The organism is Acidovorax sp. BL-A-41-H1, assembly GCF_051942715.1.
Genome location: NZ_JBPVJQ010000003.1, coordinates 57,756 through 73,473, shown reverse-complemented (window position 1 = coordinate 73,473; position 15,718 = coordinate 57,756). Strand labels below are relative to the sequence as shown.

At 61.6% G+C, this 15,718-nt stretch carries 13 protein-coding genes and 2 pseudogenes; 10 read left to right on the top strand and 5 right to left on the bottom strand.

Going from position 1 to position 15,718, the window contains the following annotated elements:
• Positions 1-106: 106 nt before the first annotated feature.
• Positions 107-1,000 (bottom strand): biotin--[acetyl-CoA-carboxylase] ligase, encoded by an 894-nt coding sequence (locus ACTPOI_RS01520; RefSeq protein ID WP_440105723.1) that lies wholly within the window; start codon positions 998-1,000, stop codon positions 107-109.
• Positions 997-1,614 carry an SET domain-containing protein gene (locus ACTPOI_RS01515; protein WP_440105721.1) on the bottom strand — a complete coding sequence of 206 codons (618 nt, stop codon included), beginning with the start codon at positions 1,612-1,614 and terminating at the stop codon, positions 997-999. The genes ACTPOI_RS01520 and ACTPOI_RS01515 overlap by 4 nt, the downstream gene beginning before the upstream one ends.
• Positions 1,615-1,787: 173 nt before the next feature.
• On the opposite strand from ACTPOI_RS01515, the gene ACTPOI_RS01510 reads away from it, so the two are divergent.
• The 4 genes from ACTPOI_RS01510 (at position 1,788) to ACTPOI_RS01495 (ending at position 5,945) form a co-directional block, all read left to right on the top strand.
• Complete coding sequence (locus ACTPOI_RS01510; RefSeq protein WP_440105719.1) at positions 1,788-4,715, top strand: DNA topoisomerase III; 2,928 nt, start codon at positions 1,788-1,790, stop codon at positions 4,713-4,715.
• Positions 4,712-4,945 (top strand): hypothetical protein, encoded by a 234-nt coding sequence (locus ACTPOI_RS01505; protein ID WP_440105717.1) that lies wholly within the window; start codon positions 4,712-4,714, stop codon positions 4,943-4,945. The genes ACTPOI_RS01510 and ACTPOI_RS01505 overlap by 4 nt, the downstream gene beginning before the upstream one ends.
• Positions 4,946-4,996: 51 nt before the next feature.
• Positions 4,997-5,338, top strand: coding sequence for a DUF4124 domain-containing protein (locus tag ACTPOI_RS01500; protein WP_440105715.1), 342 nt, complete (start codon positions 4,997-4,999; stop codon positions 5,336-5,338).
• A gap of 259 nt (positions 5,339-5,597) precedes the next feature.
• The gene (locus tag ACTPOI_RS01495; protein WP_440105713.1) at positions 5,598-5,945 is read left to right on the top strand and encodes a DUF2834 domain-containing protein; all 348 of its coding nucleotides are present in this window, start codon (positions 5,598-5,600) and stop codon (positions 5,943-5,945) included.
• On the opposite strand, the gene ACTPOI_RS01490 is transcribed toward ACTPOI_RS01495, so the two are convergent.
• Positions 5,897-6,748 (bottom strand): helix-turn-helix domain-containing protein, encoded by an 852-nt coding sequence (locus ACTPOI_RS01490; RefSeq protein ID WP_440105711.1) that lies wholly within the window; start codon positions 6,746-6,748, stop codon positions 5,897-5,899. The genes ACTPOI_RS01495 and ACTPOI_RS01490 overlap by 49 nt on opposite strands.
• Positions 6,749-6,889: 141 nt before the next feature.
• On the opposite strand from ACTPOI_RS01490, the gene ACTPOI_RS01485 reads away from it, so the two are divergent.
• Complete coding sequence (locus ACTPOI_RS01485) at positions 6,890-7,651, top strand: tyrosine-protein phosphatase (RefSeq protein WP_440105709.1); 762 nt, start codon at positions 6,890-6,892, stop codon at positions 7,649-7,651.
• A 31-nt stretch (positions 7,652-7,682) separates the two neighbouring features.
• Here ACTPOI_RS01485 and ACTPOI_RS01480 read toward each other — a convergent pair whose 3' ends face one another.
• Together ACTPOI_RS01480 and ACTPOI_RS01475 are read right to left on the bottom strand one after the other, a co-directional pair.
• Positions 7,683-8,342, bottom strand: coding sequence for a DNA-3-methyladenine glycosylase (locus ACTPOI_RS01480; RefSeq protein WP_440105707.1), 660 nt, complete (start codon positions 8,340-8,342; stop codon positions 7,683-7,685).
• A gap of 63 nt (positions 8,343-8,405) precedes the next feature.
• A pseudogene (locus ACTPOI_RS01475) lies at positions 8,406-8,933 on the bottom strand (MFS transporter); the annotation flags it as partial.
• Between the two features lie 617 nt (positions 8,934-9,550).
• Here ACTPOI_RS01475 and ACTPOI_RS01470 point away from each other — a divergent pair.
• The 5 genes and pseudogenes from ACTPOI_RS01470 to ACTPOI_RS01450 all read left to right on the top strand — a co-directional run.
• On the top strand, positions 9,551-10,330 hold the full coding sequence (locus ACTPOI_RS01470) for a site-specific integrase (protein WP_156445284.1): 780 nt from the start codon (positions 9,551-9,553) through the stop codon (positions 10,328-10,330).
• Positions 10,327-12,414, top strand: coding sequence for a hypothetical protein (locus tag ACTPOI_RS01465; protein WP_156445283.1), 2,088 nt, complete (start codon positions 10,327-10,329; stop codon positions 12,412-12,414). The genes ACTPOI_RS01470 and ACTPOI_RS01465 overlap by 4 nt, the downstream gene beginning before the upstream one ends.
• On the top strand, positions 12,407-14,707 hold the full coding sequence (locus ACTPOI_RS01460) for a site-specific integrase (RefSeq protein ID WP_440105704.1): 2,301 nt from the start codon (positions 12,407-12,409) through the stop codon (positions 14,705-14,707). The genes ACTPOI_RS01465 and ACTPOI_RS01460 overlap by 8 nt, the downstream gene beginning before the upstream one ends.
• On the top strand, positions 14,704-15,261 hold the full coding sequence (locus ACTPOI_RS01455; RefSeq protein WP_066788631.1) for a hypothetical protein: 558 nt from the start codon (positions 14,704-14,706) through the stop codon (positions 15,259-15,261). Before ACTPOI_RS01460 ends, ACTPOI_RS01455 begins: the two co-directional genes overlap by 4 nt.
• A gap of 57 nt (positions 15,262-15,318) precedes the next feature.
• Positions 15,319-15,660, top strand: a pseudogene (locus tag ACTPOI_RS01450) (transposase); the annotation flags it as partial.
• Positions 15,661-15,718 lie beyond the last annotated feature (58 nt).

Below are 15,718 nucleotides of genomic sequence, written 5' to 3'. Positions count from 1 at the left end.
GGGGCCTTCCGGGCTGGCGGGGAGGGTGGTGGTCGGCGTGGTGGGTGTCGTCATGGGGCGCTCGTCCGGTGGTTCGCACGCATCATCGCGCATATGCTGGCGGCGGCTACACGCGCGGCATGCCCGTGGGCCGCACGCTGATTTCCGAGCTGGTCACCGCCTGCATGCCGCCTGCGGTGTGCACCAGCAGGGCGCCGTCTTCACCCACGCCATGCGCCGTGCCCGTGTGGCCGTCGCTCAGCGTCACGGCGCGGCCTTGCAGCACGTCGCGCGCGGCAAAGCGGGGCTGCATGGGCGCAAAGCCGTAGCCTTCAAACGACTGCAGCATGGCCACCAGCGGCGGCACGATGCGCGCCAGCGCGCCGGGGGCATCGAGGCCCGGTTCAACGTCCTGCAGGCTGCCCGGGGGCATGCTCATGCCCTCGCCGTCACGCGGCAGCACGTTGATGCCAATGCCGATCACCACATAGCGCGCGGCGCTGCCGCTGGGGGAGGCTTCCCGTGTGGTCTGTGGCGCGACAAAGCTGGCGGTCTCCACCAGGATGCCGCCCAGCTTGCGGTCGCCCAGCGGGTCGCCGCCCAGCCACAGGTCGTTGGGCCATTTCAGGCCCACGCGGGCGGGCTGCCCGGCGCCCAGCGGCGGCAGCACGGGCTGCAAGCTCTCGGCCACGCTCACGCCCACGGCCAGCGAGAGGCCGGACCAGTCCTTGGGCGCCATGGGCAGGCCCAGCGACATCATCAGCGACGGCAACCCTGCGTTCGGAGTGCCTTCATCGCCCGCTTCTCCGCTGTGCCATGTGCGCCCCAGACGGCCGCGGCCAGCGGTTTGCGCCTCGGCCACCAGCAATGTGGGCTCGCACTGCCCGGCGCGCGCGCGGCGCATCAGCTCGGTGTTGGTGGAGTCGATGGTGGGCAGGATCTCGACGGTGAAGCCGGGCAGCAGGGGCGAGACCGCCTCCCACAGGGCCTCGGCCGGCCATCGGATGGGGGCGGTGGTCACGCGCGGCGGCCCTTTGCGCCTGCCTTGGGGGCAGTACCGGGCTTGGTCGTGCGCGCCTTGGGCTTGGCCTTGGGCGCGGGGGCTGCCTCCACCGCCGGCAGTGGCGGCATGGGCGGTGCCCAGCCCCGCTTGGGGGCCAGCAGGGTGCCGCGGCAGTTCTGGCTGCCGCACCAGCAGGGGTATTCGGCCTTGAGCTTCTTGGTGTAGCGCTCTTCGATGATCAGGCCGTAGTCGTAGTTCAGCTCTTCGCCGGCCTTGATATTGCGCAGCGCGGTGATGAAAATGCGGCCGTCGCGCTCGTCGGCGTAGCAGTTGGGGTCGCAGCTGTGGTTGATCCAGCGCGACGAGTTGCCGCCGAACTTTGCGTCGATCACGCGATCTGCATCCACATGGAAGTAAAACGTGTGATTGGGTTGCAGGGGGTCATGCGGGTGGCGGTCCTGCGCCTCCTGCCAGGTGATGACCTGGCCGGTGTACTCCACCAGCACTTCGCCCTCGGCAATGTCCTGCACGGCAAACACGCCGTTGCCATGCACGCCCGAGCGCCGGGTCTGGATGCGGCGGCCCAGTCCGGCGGTGGCGGGGGCTGCGGCGTGCGAGGCGGAGCGGGGCATGTGAAAAACTCTGTTAACTTGATAGTGCACACACATGTGCGTGCGCGTACGTGTGCACATGTGTGCCAGCGCGCGTACATGCGCGAGAAACCGAATTGTAGAAGCGCCGGGGCTGGCCCCGTGCGCACCCCGGCACAGCAGCAGACTGAACGAAGACAGGCGAGAGCCCCCACATGACCAAGACCCTGGTAATTGCAGAAAAACCCTCCGTCGCACAGGACATCGTGCGCGCCCTGACCCCCGTGGCGGGCAAGTTTGAAAAGCACGAAGACCACTTCGAGAACGACCGCTATGTAGTCACCAGCGCCGTGGGCCACCTGGTGGAGATCCAGGCGCCCGAGCAGTTTGACGTGAAACGCGGCAAATGGAGCTTTGCGCACCTGCCCGTGATCCCGCCGTACTTTGACCTGAAGCCCGTGGACAAGACCAAGACGCGCCTGAACGCAGTGGTCAAGCAGGCCAAACGCAAGGACGTGACCGACCTCATCAACGCCTGTGACGCGGGCCGCGAGGGTGAGCTGATCTTCCGCCTGATCGAGCAATACGCCGGTGGCGCCAAGCCCCTGGGCAAGCCGGTCAAACGCCTGTGGCTGCAGTCCATGACGCCCCAGGCCATCCGCGACGGCTTTGACGCCCTGCGCACCGAGCAGCAGATGGCGGGCCTGGCCAGCGCGGCGCGCAGCCGCTCCGAGGCCGACTGGCTGGTGGGCATCAACGGCACGCGCGCCATGACGGCGTTCAACTCGCGTGACGGCGGTTTCTTCTTGACCACCGTGGGCCGGGTGCAGACGCCCACGCTGTCGCTGGTGGTGGAGCGCGAGGAAAAGATCCGCAAGTTCATCAGCCGCGACTACTGGGAAATCCACGCCACCTTTGGTGCCCAGGCCGGTGAATACCCCGCCAAGTGGTTCGACCCCAAGTGGAAAAAATCGGAAGACGTGGAAGCCCGCGCCGACCGCGTGTGGTCGGCCGCCGAAGCCCAGTCAATAGCCAACGCCGTGCGTGGCAAGCAGGCCACCGTCACCGAAGAGAGCAAGCCCACCACGCAAGCGTCGCCCCTTCTGTTCGACCTGACCAGCCTGCAGCGCGAGGCCAACGGCAAGTTCGGCTTTTCTGCCAAGACCACGCTGGCCCTGGCGCAAAGTCTGTACGAGCGCCACAAGGCCCTGACCTACCCGCGTACCGATTCGCGCGCGCTGCCGGAAGACTACTTGCCCGTGGCCAAGCAGACCTTCGAGATGCTGGCCGACAGCGGCATGCGGCACCTAGCGCCGCACGCACTCACGGCGCTGAACAACAACTACGTGCGCCCGTCCAAGCGCATCTTTGACAACAGCAAGGTCAGCGATCACTTTGCCATCATCCCCACGCTGCAGGCTCCCAGCGGCCTTTCTGAAGCCGAGCAAAAGCTGTACGACCTAGTCGTGCGCCGCTTCATGGCCGTGTTCTTCCCCAGTGCCGAATACACGGTGACCACGCGCATCAGCACCGTGGCCCCGCACAGCTTCAAAACCGAAGGCAAGGTGCTGGTCAAGCCGGGCTGGCTGGCCATCTACGGCAAGGAAGCGGCCGACGAAGTGGAAGGCGGCAAGGATGGCGACAAGGGCCAGAACCTGGTGCCCGTCAAACCCGGCGAAATGGTCAACACGCTGGCCGTGGACCCCAAGGGCCTCAAGACAAAGCCCCCCGCGCGATATTCGGAAGCCACGCTGCTCGGCGCGATGGAAAGTGCAGGCAAGCAGATCGACGACGACGAGCTGCGCGAAGCCATGCAGGAAAAAGGCCTGGGCACGCCAGCCACGCGCGCGGCCATCATCGAAGGCCTGCTGACCGAAAAGTACATGCTGCGTGAAGGCCGCGAGATCATCCCCACCGCCAAGGCCTTCCAGCTCATGACGCTGCTGCGCGGGCTGGAGGTGGAAGAACTCTGCCGCGCCGACCTGACCGGCGAATGGGAGTTCAAGCTCTCGCAGATGGAAAAGGGCCTGCTCAGCCGCGAAGCCTTCATGCAGCAGATCGCCGCCATGACCGAGCGCATGGTCAAGAAGGCCAAGGAATACGACCGCGACACCATCCCGGGCGACTACGCAACGCTCGAATCACCTTGCCCTAATTGCGGCGGCGTGGTGAAGGAAAACTACCGCCGCTTTGCCTGCGTAGGCAAGGCAGGCGCTGAAGGTTGCGGCTTCAGCTTCGGCAAGTCGCCCGCGGGCCGCACGTTTGAAACGGCCGAAGCCAACGCGCTGTTGGCGACCAAGAAAATCGGCCCGCTGGAAGGCTTCCGCTCCAAGGCCGGCTGGCCCTTCACGTCCGAGATCGTCATCAAGTACGACGACGAGGCGCACAACTACAAGCTCGAATTCGACTTTGGCGACGACAAGAAGGGCGAGGAGTCCGGCGAGATCGTCGAGTTTGAAGACGCATCACTGGGCGCCTGCCCCATCTGCGGATCGGAAGTGCACGAGCACGGCAGCAACTTTGTGTGCAGCAAGGCCGTGCCCACCGCCGCGCAGCCCACGCCGAGTTGCACCTTCAAGAGCGGCAAGATCATCCTGCAGCAGCCGGTGGAGCGCGAGCAGATGACCAAGCTGCTGGAGACCGGCAAGACAGACCTGCTCGACAAGTTCGTGAGCATGCGCACGCGCCGCGCCTTCAAGGCCCACCTGGCGTGGGACAAGGAGGCGGGCAAGGTCAACTTTGAGTTTGCGCCGAGCAAGTTCCCGCCACGCCCCGGTGCTGCTGCAAAAAGCATAGCTGCCAAGGCAGGTAAAACGGCGGCTTCAGTCAAAAAAGCCGCAAAACCGGCCGCTGCGAAGAAGGCACCGGCCAGCAAGACCGCCGCTGCCAAGGCCCCCCGCAAGGCCGCTGCCGGCAAGGCCCCCAGCGCCGCGCTGGCCGCCGTGATCGGCGCCGAACCCGTGGCCCGCCCCGAGGCCGTCAAGAAGATGTGGGAATACATCAAGGCCCACAACCTGCAGGACCCCAAGGACAAGCGCACCATCGTCGCCGACGACAAGCTGCGTGCCGTGTTCGGCAAGGACAGCGCAGGCATGTTCGAGCTGGCGGGCATTCTGGGCAACCACCTGGGAGGTGAAGGATGAAGCAATCGCACCGCGCAGATGTAGCGCCCTGTGCAGCGCCCTCCGCAGTGCGTTCCTGGCGCATCGCGCTGGCGCTGCTGGCCCTGGCGGGCGCGCTGGGCGGCTGCACCAGCACGCCAAGCTCGGCACGCTCCAGCGACCCCGCCAGCCCGCAGCAACGGCAGGGCGCCAGCGGCATCAGCGTGTTTGGCGACATCGATGTGGGCGTGACGCGCGAGCGAAGCCGCTGACCTGCAGCGCGCCGCCACACACCGGATAGCTCGCTCCGTCGCCCCATCCCCATGCGCAGCCGCACCGAACGCACTGTTCTCACTGTCATCGGCCTGGCGCTGGTGGCCGCGGCCGCCGCTGCATGGTGGACGCGCGCGCAGTGGCTGCCCCATGCCGGCCCGTGGGCGGAGCAGGCGTGGAAGAAGGTCACACGCCCCGGCGCCGACACGCTGCCGCCCGGCAAGAAACCAGAGGTCCGCCCCCCGCAGGGCGCTGCATCCGGGGCCACGGCCCCGCAGCCACGCAAGTGCGTCAAAGACGGCCGCACCACCTACACCGACCAGCCCTGCCCCCAGGGCACACAGGAGCTGCCGGTGGACGGCGCTGTGACCTCGCTGCCACCTGCGCAGTAGCCAGGCTGAAAGGGCGGGCGGTGGCGTCTGCACGCGGGTGCGATGTCGTTTTTTTCCTAGCCGGCGAGTGGTGTGCGCGCGTTCAATGCGCGCATTCATCCACCACCGTCAGGCCTTTCGCAACCCCTTCGCGTTCCCTCACATTCCCTGCCTTTCGGGCTGAGCGTGTTGCAACCGCGTGCGGTTCTTCAACCCGCCCAGCGTGCGCCGGGCCAGATGAGTGGGAACACCGCTTGGGGGCGCGTAGCCCCAACCACCGATGCAAAACCACAGTCACCTGCGCACCGCTTTTCTCCTGCTGGCCGCCCTGGGCCTTGCCGTCCCCTGGTACTTCAACGTGGTGTATTTCATGGCGGGCGGCAGCGTGATGCCTGATGTGTTCTGGCGCGACGCCTTTGCCAATGCGCTCACCACCGGCATCACGCTGGACGTGTACCTGGCCGCCGTGGCGTTCTCGGTGTGGGTGGCGGCAGACCGCAGCCTTGGCGCCTGGCGCTGGGCCTACATCGCCGCCTGCTTTGGCATCGGGCTGGCGTTTGTAATGCCGCTGTACCTGGCTCAGCGGCTGCGCGCGGGCGCAGCTGTCGCGGTGGGCAAAGGCGGCTGATCGGCGAGCGTCTGCGCACCGACCTGCAAGGGCCAGTGCGGGGTGAGCGGGCTTGCGGTGCCTTGCACCAGCGCCTGCAGCGGCTGGCCCGCCAGGCGCCGAATATCGCGCCCCAGGTGCGACTGGTCGTAGTAGCCCTGGTCAGCGGCCAACTCCACCACAGGGCGGTCTTGCGCGGCCAGTGCATGGCCCAGCGTGCTGTTCAGCCGCGCAATCACCGCAAACTGCTTGGGCGCCATGCCCCAGTGCGCCACAAAGCGGCGTTCAAACTGCCGCTGGCTCAGGCCCATGTGCGGCGCTGCGCCTGTAGCGTCTGGGCTGGCTGCGTGCAGCAAGGCCAGGGCTTGCTGACGGCGCGCTTCGCACGCTGAAGGCGGCGCGATCATCGTCCGGATGAACTGGCACAGCGCGTCCAGACGCGCGCCGTCATCTGCCGCAGCATGCAGCGTGTGCTCCACTGCCGCCCATGACGGGCCAACCAGATCCGCCAGCGGCTGCAGCGTGTTGACCTGCCCGCGTGCTCCGGCAAAAAGCGCCCCCGCTGCCTCGGGCTGCAGCACCAGCCCTACGGCCCGTACCGGCCCCGCGTGGTCGTACACGGTGGCCACCGTGCTGGCGCTGATCCAGGCCGATGGCGGCACCCGTTGGCCGCGGCACTGCACCTGCCCCGCCAGCCGCACCACCAGCATGCTCGACACCATTGCCGGGAAATGCGACTGCGCCAATTCCGCAGGCGCATCCACCACCACCCCGGCCATCAGCCACGGGCGCAGATCGGGGGGCACGGGCACGAAATGCTGCATGGCCAGATTCTGCACACCGCTGCCCTGCCGCCGCGCCATCACCCCAACCGTGCGTGCGACATGCACGCGACATGCTGGTGCTGCACTGCGCGACTATGCTTGTTGCTCCCGCATCCGTCACCCCATTGAGCCCCACGCACCATGCAGCTAGAGCAAGCCCCCAGCCGATCCCTTCCCCTCGCAGGCGCCACCAATTTCCGCGACCTGGGCGGTTACGTCGGCCACGGCGGGCGCGCGGTGAAGTGGCGGCGCATCTTCCGATCCGATCACCTGGCGGGTCTGACAGCGCAGGACCAGGCGCTGCTGGCCGGGCTGGGCGTCACCCGCGCGGTGGATTTCAGGGGCAAGGCCGAAAGCGCTGCGTATGCCTACGCCCTGCCCGGCGTGGCCTACCACCCGCTGGCCATCGAGCCCACCGTGGTGCAGCGCGCGCTGGAGCTGCAGCGCACGGGCCACCGCATCACCGCGCAGGACGCAGTGGCGCTCATGCAGGAAACCTACCGCGGCTTTGTGCACGACAACGCCCCGCGCTTTGCAGAGCTGTTTGCCCTGCTGCTGGCCAGCGACACCCCCACCGTCTTTCACTGCACCGCCGGCAAAGACCGCACCGGCTTTGCCGCCGCGCTGATCCTGCTCACCCTGGGCGTGCCGCGCGATGTGGTCATGCACGACTACCTGCTGACCAACAGCCTGTACCAGCGCCCCGCCGGCATGGCCAGCCATGCGCCCGAGGAAGTGCTGGCCGTGCTGTGGCGCGTGCAGCAGGAGTTTCTGGACGCCGCCCTGCACGGCGTGGACCACGACTACGGCGGCGTGCAGGCCTATCTGCAGGATGTGCTGGGCGTGGATGCCGCGGCGCAAAAGCATCTGGCAGGCCTGTACCTTCAGCCCGCGGCCGGATGACGGCGGTGGCGGCTGCCGTGCCCCACGCCCCTCAACCTGCGCGCGGAAACGGCCGGCTCAGGTAGCGCGAGCCCTGCTCGCCAAACCGCCAGGGCACATCCACCGCCTTGCTGATGCCGATGCGCGGGCCGGTGATGACCGGCAGCGCTGTTGTGCCGGGCGTGCGCTCCAGCAGCGCAAATGGCGGCAGCCGCAGGTCGCGTCCGTTGAAGCTGGCATCAATCCCCAGTGCCTGCGCCAGCCGCCCCGGCCCCGCGCACAGCAGCCGCTCATCCACCACACCGGCGCGGCGCACGCGCATCACATCGAGCCCGTGCGTGGGCTCGAGCGCGCGCAGCAGCACCCCTGCGCCGTGGCCCGCCTCGCGGCACACCGTGTTCACACACCAGTGCAGGCCGTACGAGCGGTACACATAGGCATGCCCGCCCGGGCCAAACATGGCCGCATTGCGCGGCGTGGGCCCGCCAAAGGTGTGCGATGCGGCATCACCCTGGTCGTAGGCCTCTGTCTCCACAATGCGGCCACCCACGCCGTCGATGAGGAGCGTCACGCCAATCAGCCGGCGGGCCACGAGATCGGCCGGGGCTGTGAAATCGATGGAGGCTGCGACCAGTGCCACCGCGGCCGGCCCTGCTGGCCCTGCTGGCAGGTTGCGGCCCGTGTCAGGTGCATCAGGTGCGTCTGAAACCATAGGGGAGCGATGCTACGGTGGAGTGCCACGCAGCGGTGTCGGCGAAGGGCGCTTTGCAGGCTCCTAGCCCGTAGCCGGCAGCGACCGTGCCCCGGCCGCATCCTGGCGCCGCACCCGCCAGTACAGCCAGCCCACGATCGACAGGTTGAGCAGGTTCCACGCCATGCCGTTGAGAAACGCCGCGTGGTAGCTGCCCGTGATGTCAAAGATCCAGCCCGACATCCAGCCCCCCAGCGCCATCCCGATCAACGTGGCCATGATCACCGCGCCCACGCGGGCCCCGGCCTCCTGCGGCGCGAAATACTCGCGGACGATGATGGCGTAGGCCGGCACGATGCCGCCCTGGAACAGCCCGAACATCGCCGAGATCACATACAGCGGCACCAGCCCGTCAAACGGCAGAAACAGCATCAGCCCCACGCCCTGCAAGGCCGAGCCCAGCAGCAGCGTGCGCACCCCGCCAATGCGGTCGCAGATCACGCCCGACACCAGGCGGCTGACGATGCCGCACGCCAGCATCAGCGACAGCATCTCGGCCCCGCGCGCCGCGCCAAAGCCCAGGTCGGTGCAGTACGCCACGATGTGCACCTTTATAGTAGTACTCAATTTTTAGTACTTCTATCTAAACCACATCAGAAATAGCCATGGGGAAATACAACTTCAAAGTGGTCGAACCGAGATCCGCTGAACTGGAGAAAGCTGGGTTTGGTCGAGTCGCACGTCTCCCCTTCATCCTTGACTCTCGCCCTGGAATCCACAGGGACGGCTCTGAGTACCTTGTTGAACGGGGTCTGGGAACGTGGAACCCGTCGCGCCCAGGAGAAGTGGGAAATCGCCCATCTGAAAAAAGCATTCGGAACTACGCCAGTTGGCTTTGCAACTTCCTTGAGTGGTGCGAAACGCGGGGCGTTAACCCCATGAATGCCAACTATGTGGATCACATCAATGGTGACTACCAAACTGAGTTGGTTGCAGGCCTTTGGGGATCGACGGGACGACCATTGAGTCCCAAGACGGTAAATCGGTATGTCGACGTGGCTACGGACTTCGTTGAATGGATGGCTGCAAAAGGGAAGCGCCCGCCCGTTGTGGTTCCACTTGTCACCCGGTCATTGCGCTCACAGAGGGCAAGTGCAACAGGAGACCCTCGTTTGCGGACTCACCAAGTTCGGAAGGGTAGAGTTAGAGAGGCACCGAGTGAGCTTCGAATGCCAACCGATTTCGAGGTGGATAGTTGGCTGGAGTCGATTTACGTTGAAAAGGGACGTACTTTCGGGCTCATGTGCGAAACGGTACTGATGACTGCGGTTCGGCGACAGGAAGTTGCGTCCTGGCGTGTTGATACGCTTCCCGTCGATCCAGCAGACTGGCTAATCGTGAATCCGACGGCTGACATCAAACATCAAATGGTGGCGGTGAGCCTCCGTTATGGCACGAAAGGTCGCGACTACGGACATGACCATGGCGACAAGATTGGCCCGAAGCGAACGATCAAGATCCCACTTCATTTAGCTGAGAAGCTACATACTTATCGCACTCGCGTGCGCCCTCGACTGCTTCAAAAATGGGTCGCACAAGCTCGTGGTCTTAAAGCTCAGCGCGAAAGGCTGGACAACTCTGTCCATCTTTTCCTGAACCCGGAAGGTGTGCGGCAATCTGTCTCGGGCTTCTACAACGCGTGGAAATCTGGAAAACTTCCCTACAAAGAGTGGTCGCCACACCTAGGCAGGCATTGGTGGTCCTGTTCAACCCTAATGCAAGAAATTGGCGCCGGGCGAAAGCATCAAGAGTTGACGTGCGAGGGGCAAGGCACGCTGACAGCTATTTTGCTAACGGAGTTAATTCAACTGAAGATAGTTCCGCAGCTTGGTCACATCAGCAGTGACACGACCAGGCTGTATGTTCAGTGGGTCAGCGATCAACTCGGCGAAGCCCTGCCAGAACGCTATCAAGCCGCGATGCTTGACGAATCGGAGGATGAGTCGTGACCCTTCGCAAGGTTTCTAAGGATCATCAAACGCCACGACTTGCGGAACTTGCACTCGTTGATTCGCGGGGATACCTCCAACATACGGGAAGCCCACTAAAGTTCTGGACTCAACATGCTACCAAGCCCTTCCTTGTTGATCTTACCGACCTAGAGGTAGGCCAGGAAAGACCTAAGAAGCCTGGTCTAGAAGATCGGTGGCTAGGTAGCTACAGTGGGCGCCCGTCACTGATTCATGAATTGCTGCCTGCGATCCAAGAAAAACTAATGTGGGCAAGCGAGAAGACTTGCAGAGGATGCGTTGCAGATCTGAAGCTCTGGTGGCGCCTGTTTGACGAGATGGAGACAACGACCAATACCCCTGAGTTAGTCTTTGCACCCACGAAGAGCGTCACGGATCTCACGCATCTGCACCAACAATTGGCTGTGCAGCGATTCTCCCCTGGAACATTTTCTGCGTTCAGATCGATTGCGGATATGACGCGCCGTGCCAAAGGTATGAGTCCGCTTGCTTGGAACGGACCTGAATCGCTTAAACCATCGCGAGAGATACCAACGCCGGCGCAGTCGCGCGCCGTTTTCACTTGCATCAAGCGGGAGTGGTTTAAGGCAATCGATCGATGGAATCTAGTAGATGACATGCTCGCGGGAAATCGCGCGCCCGCAAGTGAAGGGCAAGCGAATTTACTGCTCAATGCAGAGTTTGCAGGCCCTTTATTTGCATCGGGAACTATCACCACGGAGGCAATCAAGAAACATTGGGAGCACAAAACGGGGAGATCCGGTCGAACATTGTGGCGGGATGGATTGGCAATCGAAACGATGTTTGCAGCTTTCTTTCCGACAGCCTTTGAAATCAAGATGGGTTTTCACCTCGCACTAATAGGTGGGGGCTGGAATGTCCAAACGCTTCTCGATCTACCGGTGGACGCCGACACATCCATTCCTGAGTGCATGCCCTTTCTTCGTAATCATCCGAGGGATGCAAGCCGTTACATCATTACAGGCTACAAAGCGAGAAGCGTATCCGACCAAATAATGCATGGTGACTGGAAAACAGACCGCTCTCCAGGGAAGGTTATTCGTACACTTGTCGAAAGGACTTGGCCTTTGCGGCAAGAGCTTGTTCGGAGTCTCCGTGTCGCGGAAATAACCCTCAGCGAGCTGATAGCTACGCATGCTGACGTCGCGTCCGTCACAGAAGCTCGTATCGTGGTTCTAGAGCTTCAGCGCAAATCAAGGAGTATTTGGCTTTATAGGGCAAAAGGTTCTATCGAAGCGCTCAATGCCGAGACCTACGATAAGTATGAACGGAACACTCCCATTCTGCGCATTATTGTTGAGCGCGTAAACGAGCACCGCACTCCCAATGAGGCGCCAATCCCCAGGGTGAACGCCAGTGACTTTCGAGATATCTTCGCTGAGTACGTGTATCGCATTTCAGGGGGGTCGGTCCTAGCGGTTCAAAAGGCGCTTGGCCATCGCTCGCCCTTCACGACCGCAAGATATCTTGACAACAAAATTGTCAATGCGGAAAGCGCTCGCACCTTTGTAGCCTACACCGACGAGATGTGGAACATGTGTTTCTCCTCCGGACAACTTGACCACACAGTTCTGCGACAAATCATCGAACGAGAGCAAATCACCCCCGAGCAACATTTGCGTCTTGCAGAGTACCGGAAACTGAAGAAGAGCAGGATAGGGGTCAGTTGCAAGGATCCAACCAGTCCGCCCGCACGCCTAGACCCCCAATTCAAGCCTAACGGACGAACACTGTGCACAGTGCAGCGATGCACTTTGTGCTTAGAAAATGCGGTGATAGCGCCAGAATCGCTGGACGGGCTCGCAATGCGACTGGCCGAACTGAGGGCCCTCCGCACGCAAACGCCGATTGAGCATTTCTACCGAGGTGAGGAGATCTCCTGGCAGACCGAGATGGAGAACACGGAAACAGCTTTACTGGGTTTCCATCCGAGTGCTGTTGAATCTGCGCTCAGCAAGTGGGTGCAGCGGATTGAAGAAGGTGAGCACCGCGTTCCTGAGTTCAACGGTGATTCGATAAAAAATAGTTCTTCGTATGGCTAAACGTGTTGTCCAGGAGGAAGCATTTAAGGCTTTCGAAGCGAAGTCAAGCCACGTGCTTGCGCAGCACGCTGCCGAAAGTATTCAGCACATGAGTCAAGCCGAACTACAACGCTTGAAGTCGCTGCTCGGACACGGCGAAGAGTGGACAACTTGGTCGACTCCGCGGGAATGGTTCCCCAGTGGCTCTAGGTCCTCATGGGAAGTTCGTATAAAAGAACGCTTGGTAGCGAACTTGCCTAGTGAGTTGAGGTCCTTGATGCACTCAACGCTGAACGATTGTGAATCTAAGTCACTTCTGGAAGACCTGTTAGACCGAGCGGTTCTAGCTTGCAATCGATACTTTGTGCTCTGCCGCATCGGTCCTGTCCATTTAGGCAATGGACGCAATAGTTTAGACCCATCTGTGATAGCGCAAAACGCACACCAGAGCATTCCATTTCTTGCTGCGGTTGGTATCAGCAAGGCGATGGCAGGTGTCGGCGAAGGCCGCAAACCGATGCCCGAAGAAGAGAAATTGCGTTTTCTACCCTTGATCTTTGCGTCTGTCTCCAAGGACGATGTGAACGCAATGCCGCTCTCAGCTTCAACAAAGCAGGTTGTGTTCGCAGAGATGAAACGGATGCATGCAGCTTCCACTCGTGGCCTATGGATGGATGCTCCACATAGCGGAGTAGACATAAAGAAATCGACACGAGTATCAGGCAAAGCAGAAGCTACTCAGCCAGAAATCCTACGAGCGCCGCATCTACCGTTACCAGACAACTACTTGTGCGAGATCGGGCAGAGATCGCATTGGATTATTGAGCATCTAGGCCCAAACATCCTACGCGTCCTATCGGATTTTCAGGACCTTTGGCAGGAGGCACATGATCTCAAGTTAGACGTTCGTACTTTGAGCGAACGATGTGCCGCAGCCCTTAAGGCGCAAGTCTGGATAGACGCTCACGGGCAGCCAATTGACCAACTGCCCTTTGAGCTCAACCTGAGCCAGAGAGGGGCACATAGCAAGAAGGTGCCTCCATCAAAGGTCACGCTGCCGCACGAGCAAGAACAATATTGCGTCAATGAAAAGAAGCGAACCGAGATATGGCCGCCTCGGGGCGCCGCCCAACTTTTCGGCTTAGCTAAGGTGCTGCAAGGGGCACACCTTTTTGTTGTGGGTTTATCTACTGGAACTCGTATTGGGGAACTGTTGACCATGGAACGCGGTGCTATCCACCATGCGCCCAATGGCACCGCATTCGCAAATGGCCGCACATTTAAGCTTGTGCGTCGCCATGACGGGCAATTACGCGATTGGCCGCTTCCAAAGTTTGCTGAGAGTGCGATTTTGCAGCAAGCCCAACTCATATCTTTGTTGGAGCGCTTGTCACCCTTGAGCCACATACGCCCATTTGTTGGCCCATCGGAAGTACCAGCAGGAACAAATCTCTGGTCATGCTGGGGAAAGCGAAATCAGCCGGCAACGGCCCAGATATTACAAGCACTTCTAAGAGACTACTCAGCTGCGCTGTGCCTGGACGCCAGACCAGGCGGGCAAGGCCTTCGGCCTCACAGGTTGAGAAAATCGCTGGCTCGACTTGTGGCACTCGCGATCGTCCAAGCGCCAAAAATCTTGCAGGATGTCTTTGGACATGAGCACATTGAGATGACTATTTATTACATCTTGACCGATGTAGCTCTTTCCGAGGAGATTGATGAGATAGTGCGTGAGCTCCGAGTCATCCGCTGTGCCGATGACTTGTCGAGCTTCCTGCTAAGCGACGATGCTGGAACGTCAGAGATTGAGCCGCCGCAAAGCGGCAGCTTGTCGAGAGATGGCTATGGTGGAAAGGCGGCTGCAACGATTCGCCGTGCAGTTGCTGAGCACGGCCAACAGCTACACCAGAGCGCAAAGGACTGGGGAGCTAAAGACATTAGGGACTTGGCGGAGGTGCTGACGCTGGGGGGGACAACATGGAATCTCGTCCGACCGGGAGTATTGTGTACAAAGGCATTGACGCAGTTTGGCCCTTGTAACAAAAAGCGCGGGCATGCAGATCCAGCCAACTGCCAAACCTCGTGCGATTACCGACTTGAGCAGGCCTGGTTGCGAAATGATGTTGATCGCTGCATTTCGCAGGCACTGGAGCACTGGGAGTTCGAGACCAAGAGTGGGAAGGAACTTATTGCCGAGTATTGGGCAGGCCAGGTTCGAATGCATCTGGGTCGTTTTGCGGATCTAGAGCAGAAGTGGCGGGAAGATCCTCGAGTCCAAATCGTATGCGGTTCGGAAAGACTATGCGAAGCATGAAAAAGAAAGCATCTTCGAAGTTTTCGGATGCAGCGAAAGACCAGATTCGAGCTAGCGCTGTTGCGCAAGGCGAGCGGCGTCGCGATGCGGTTGTGGTGAAGGTCACTGAGGCCATGCGAACTATCGAACAGGAAATCAAAGCGAACCAAGGCTTGTATCCTTCGAATGGTGGAGCATTGAATCTCAATGAGCTTGTGCGCCGGTCAGGTATTGGGCCAAAAACGCTCTTCGCAGCCAGCTACAAGGACACGTTTAAAAGTAGGGTCGTGGACCCTTGGCTACTGAACATAAAGGGGGTTGAGGCCGGTTCAAGGCGTGAGGCGAAGAGAGGGGCTGCTCAGCGAGTTTCGGAATGGCGAGAGTTGTACGGTGATTTACTGACGGCCTATCGCATCAGTGAGCTCGACTGGCAAGAGGCACGTCGTTTGCGCGCGGAGGCTGAAGAGAGAGTGCAGCAACTATTGGCCGAGAACGATGAGCTCCGACGGAAGATCAACCAGCTGAAAAAAGGGAATGTGGCTGAGTTTCCCCGGAGAGCCGTAAAGAACGAGTAATCGCGGGCCTGTCATAAACTTTGTGTGTGAGGCATAGCATGTCGACAAGGAGCATGAATGCCACGCAAGACGAAGACGAGCGCAGTAGCGCACAAGGCGGCGCAGCCGCAGTTCTCGGCCGCAGCGCTTGAACAATTGATTCCCGGACCGGTGACGCCGGCCGAGCTTGAGAACATCTTTCAGCAGTTCAAGAAGGCGGTGCTGGAGCGTGCGCTTGGCGCCGAGATGAGCCACCACTTGGGCTATGTGCCCGGCCAGGCCAAACCCGAAGGAACGCCGGCCAATCACCGCAATGGCAAGAGCGCCAAGACCGTTCTCACCGATGCCGGTGCACTGCACATAGACGTGCCCCGTGACCGCGAAGGCAGCTTCGAGCCGCAGATCGTCGGCAAGCACGAACTGTTGATTTCCACGCAAAGCTGACCCACCGGGGGTGCGGACGAAAACTTGGACTACT

Excerpts from the sequence above, each read along its gene's own strand:
- ACTPOI_RS01490 (WP_440105711.1), bottom strand. The coding sequence starts at position 6,748 with ATGCAGCATTTCGTGCCCGTGCCCCCCGATCTGCGCCCGTGGCTGATG.
- ACTPOI_RS01495 (WP_440105713.1), top strand. The coding sequence starts at position 5,598 with ATGCAAAACCACAGTCACCTGCGCACCGCTTTTCTCCTGCTGGCCGCC.
- ACTPOI_RS01480 (WP_440105707.1), bottom strand. The coding sequence starts at position 8,342 with ATGGTTTCAGACGCACCTGATGCACCTGACACGGGCCGCAACCTGCCA.
- ACTPOI_RS01455 (WP_066788631.1), top strand. The coding sequence starts at position 14,704 with ATGAAAAAGAAAGCATCTTCGAAGTTTTCGGATGCAGCGAAAGACCAG.
- ACTPOI_RS01505 (WP_440105717.1), top strand. The coding sequence starts at position 4,712 with ATGAAGCAATCGCACCGCGCAGATGTAGCGCCCTGTGCAGCGCCCTCC.
- ACTPOI_RS01485 (WP_440105709.1), top strand. The coding sequence starts at position 6,890 with ATGCAGCTAGAGCAAGCCCCCAGCCGATCCCTTCCCCTCGCAGGCGCC.
- ACTPOI_RS01460 (WP_440105704.1), top strand. The coding sequence starts at position 12,407 with ATGGCTAAACGTGTTGTCCAGGAGGAAGCATTTAAGGCTTTCGAAGCG.
- ACTPOI_RS01470 (WP_156445284.1), top strand. The coding sequence starts at position 9,551 with ATGCCAACCGATTTCGAGGTGGATAGTTGGCTGGAGTCGATTTACGTT.
- ACTPOI_RS01510 (WP_440105719.1), top strand. The coding sequence starts at position 1,788 with ATGACCAAGACCCTGGTAATTGCAGAAAAACCCTCCGTCGCACAGGAC.
- ACTPOI_RS01515 (WP_440105721.1), bottom strand. The coding sequence starts at position 1,614 with ATGCCCCGCTCCGCCTCGCACGCCGCAGCCCCCGCCACCGCCGGACTG.
- ACTPOI_RS01500 (WP_440105715.1), top strand. The coding sequence starts at position 4,997 with ATGCGCAGCCGCACCGAACGCACTGTTCTCACTGTCATCGGCCTGGCG.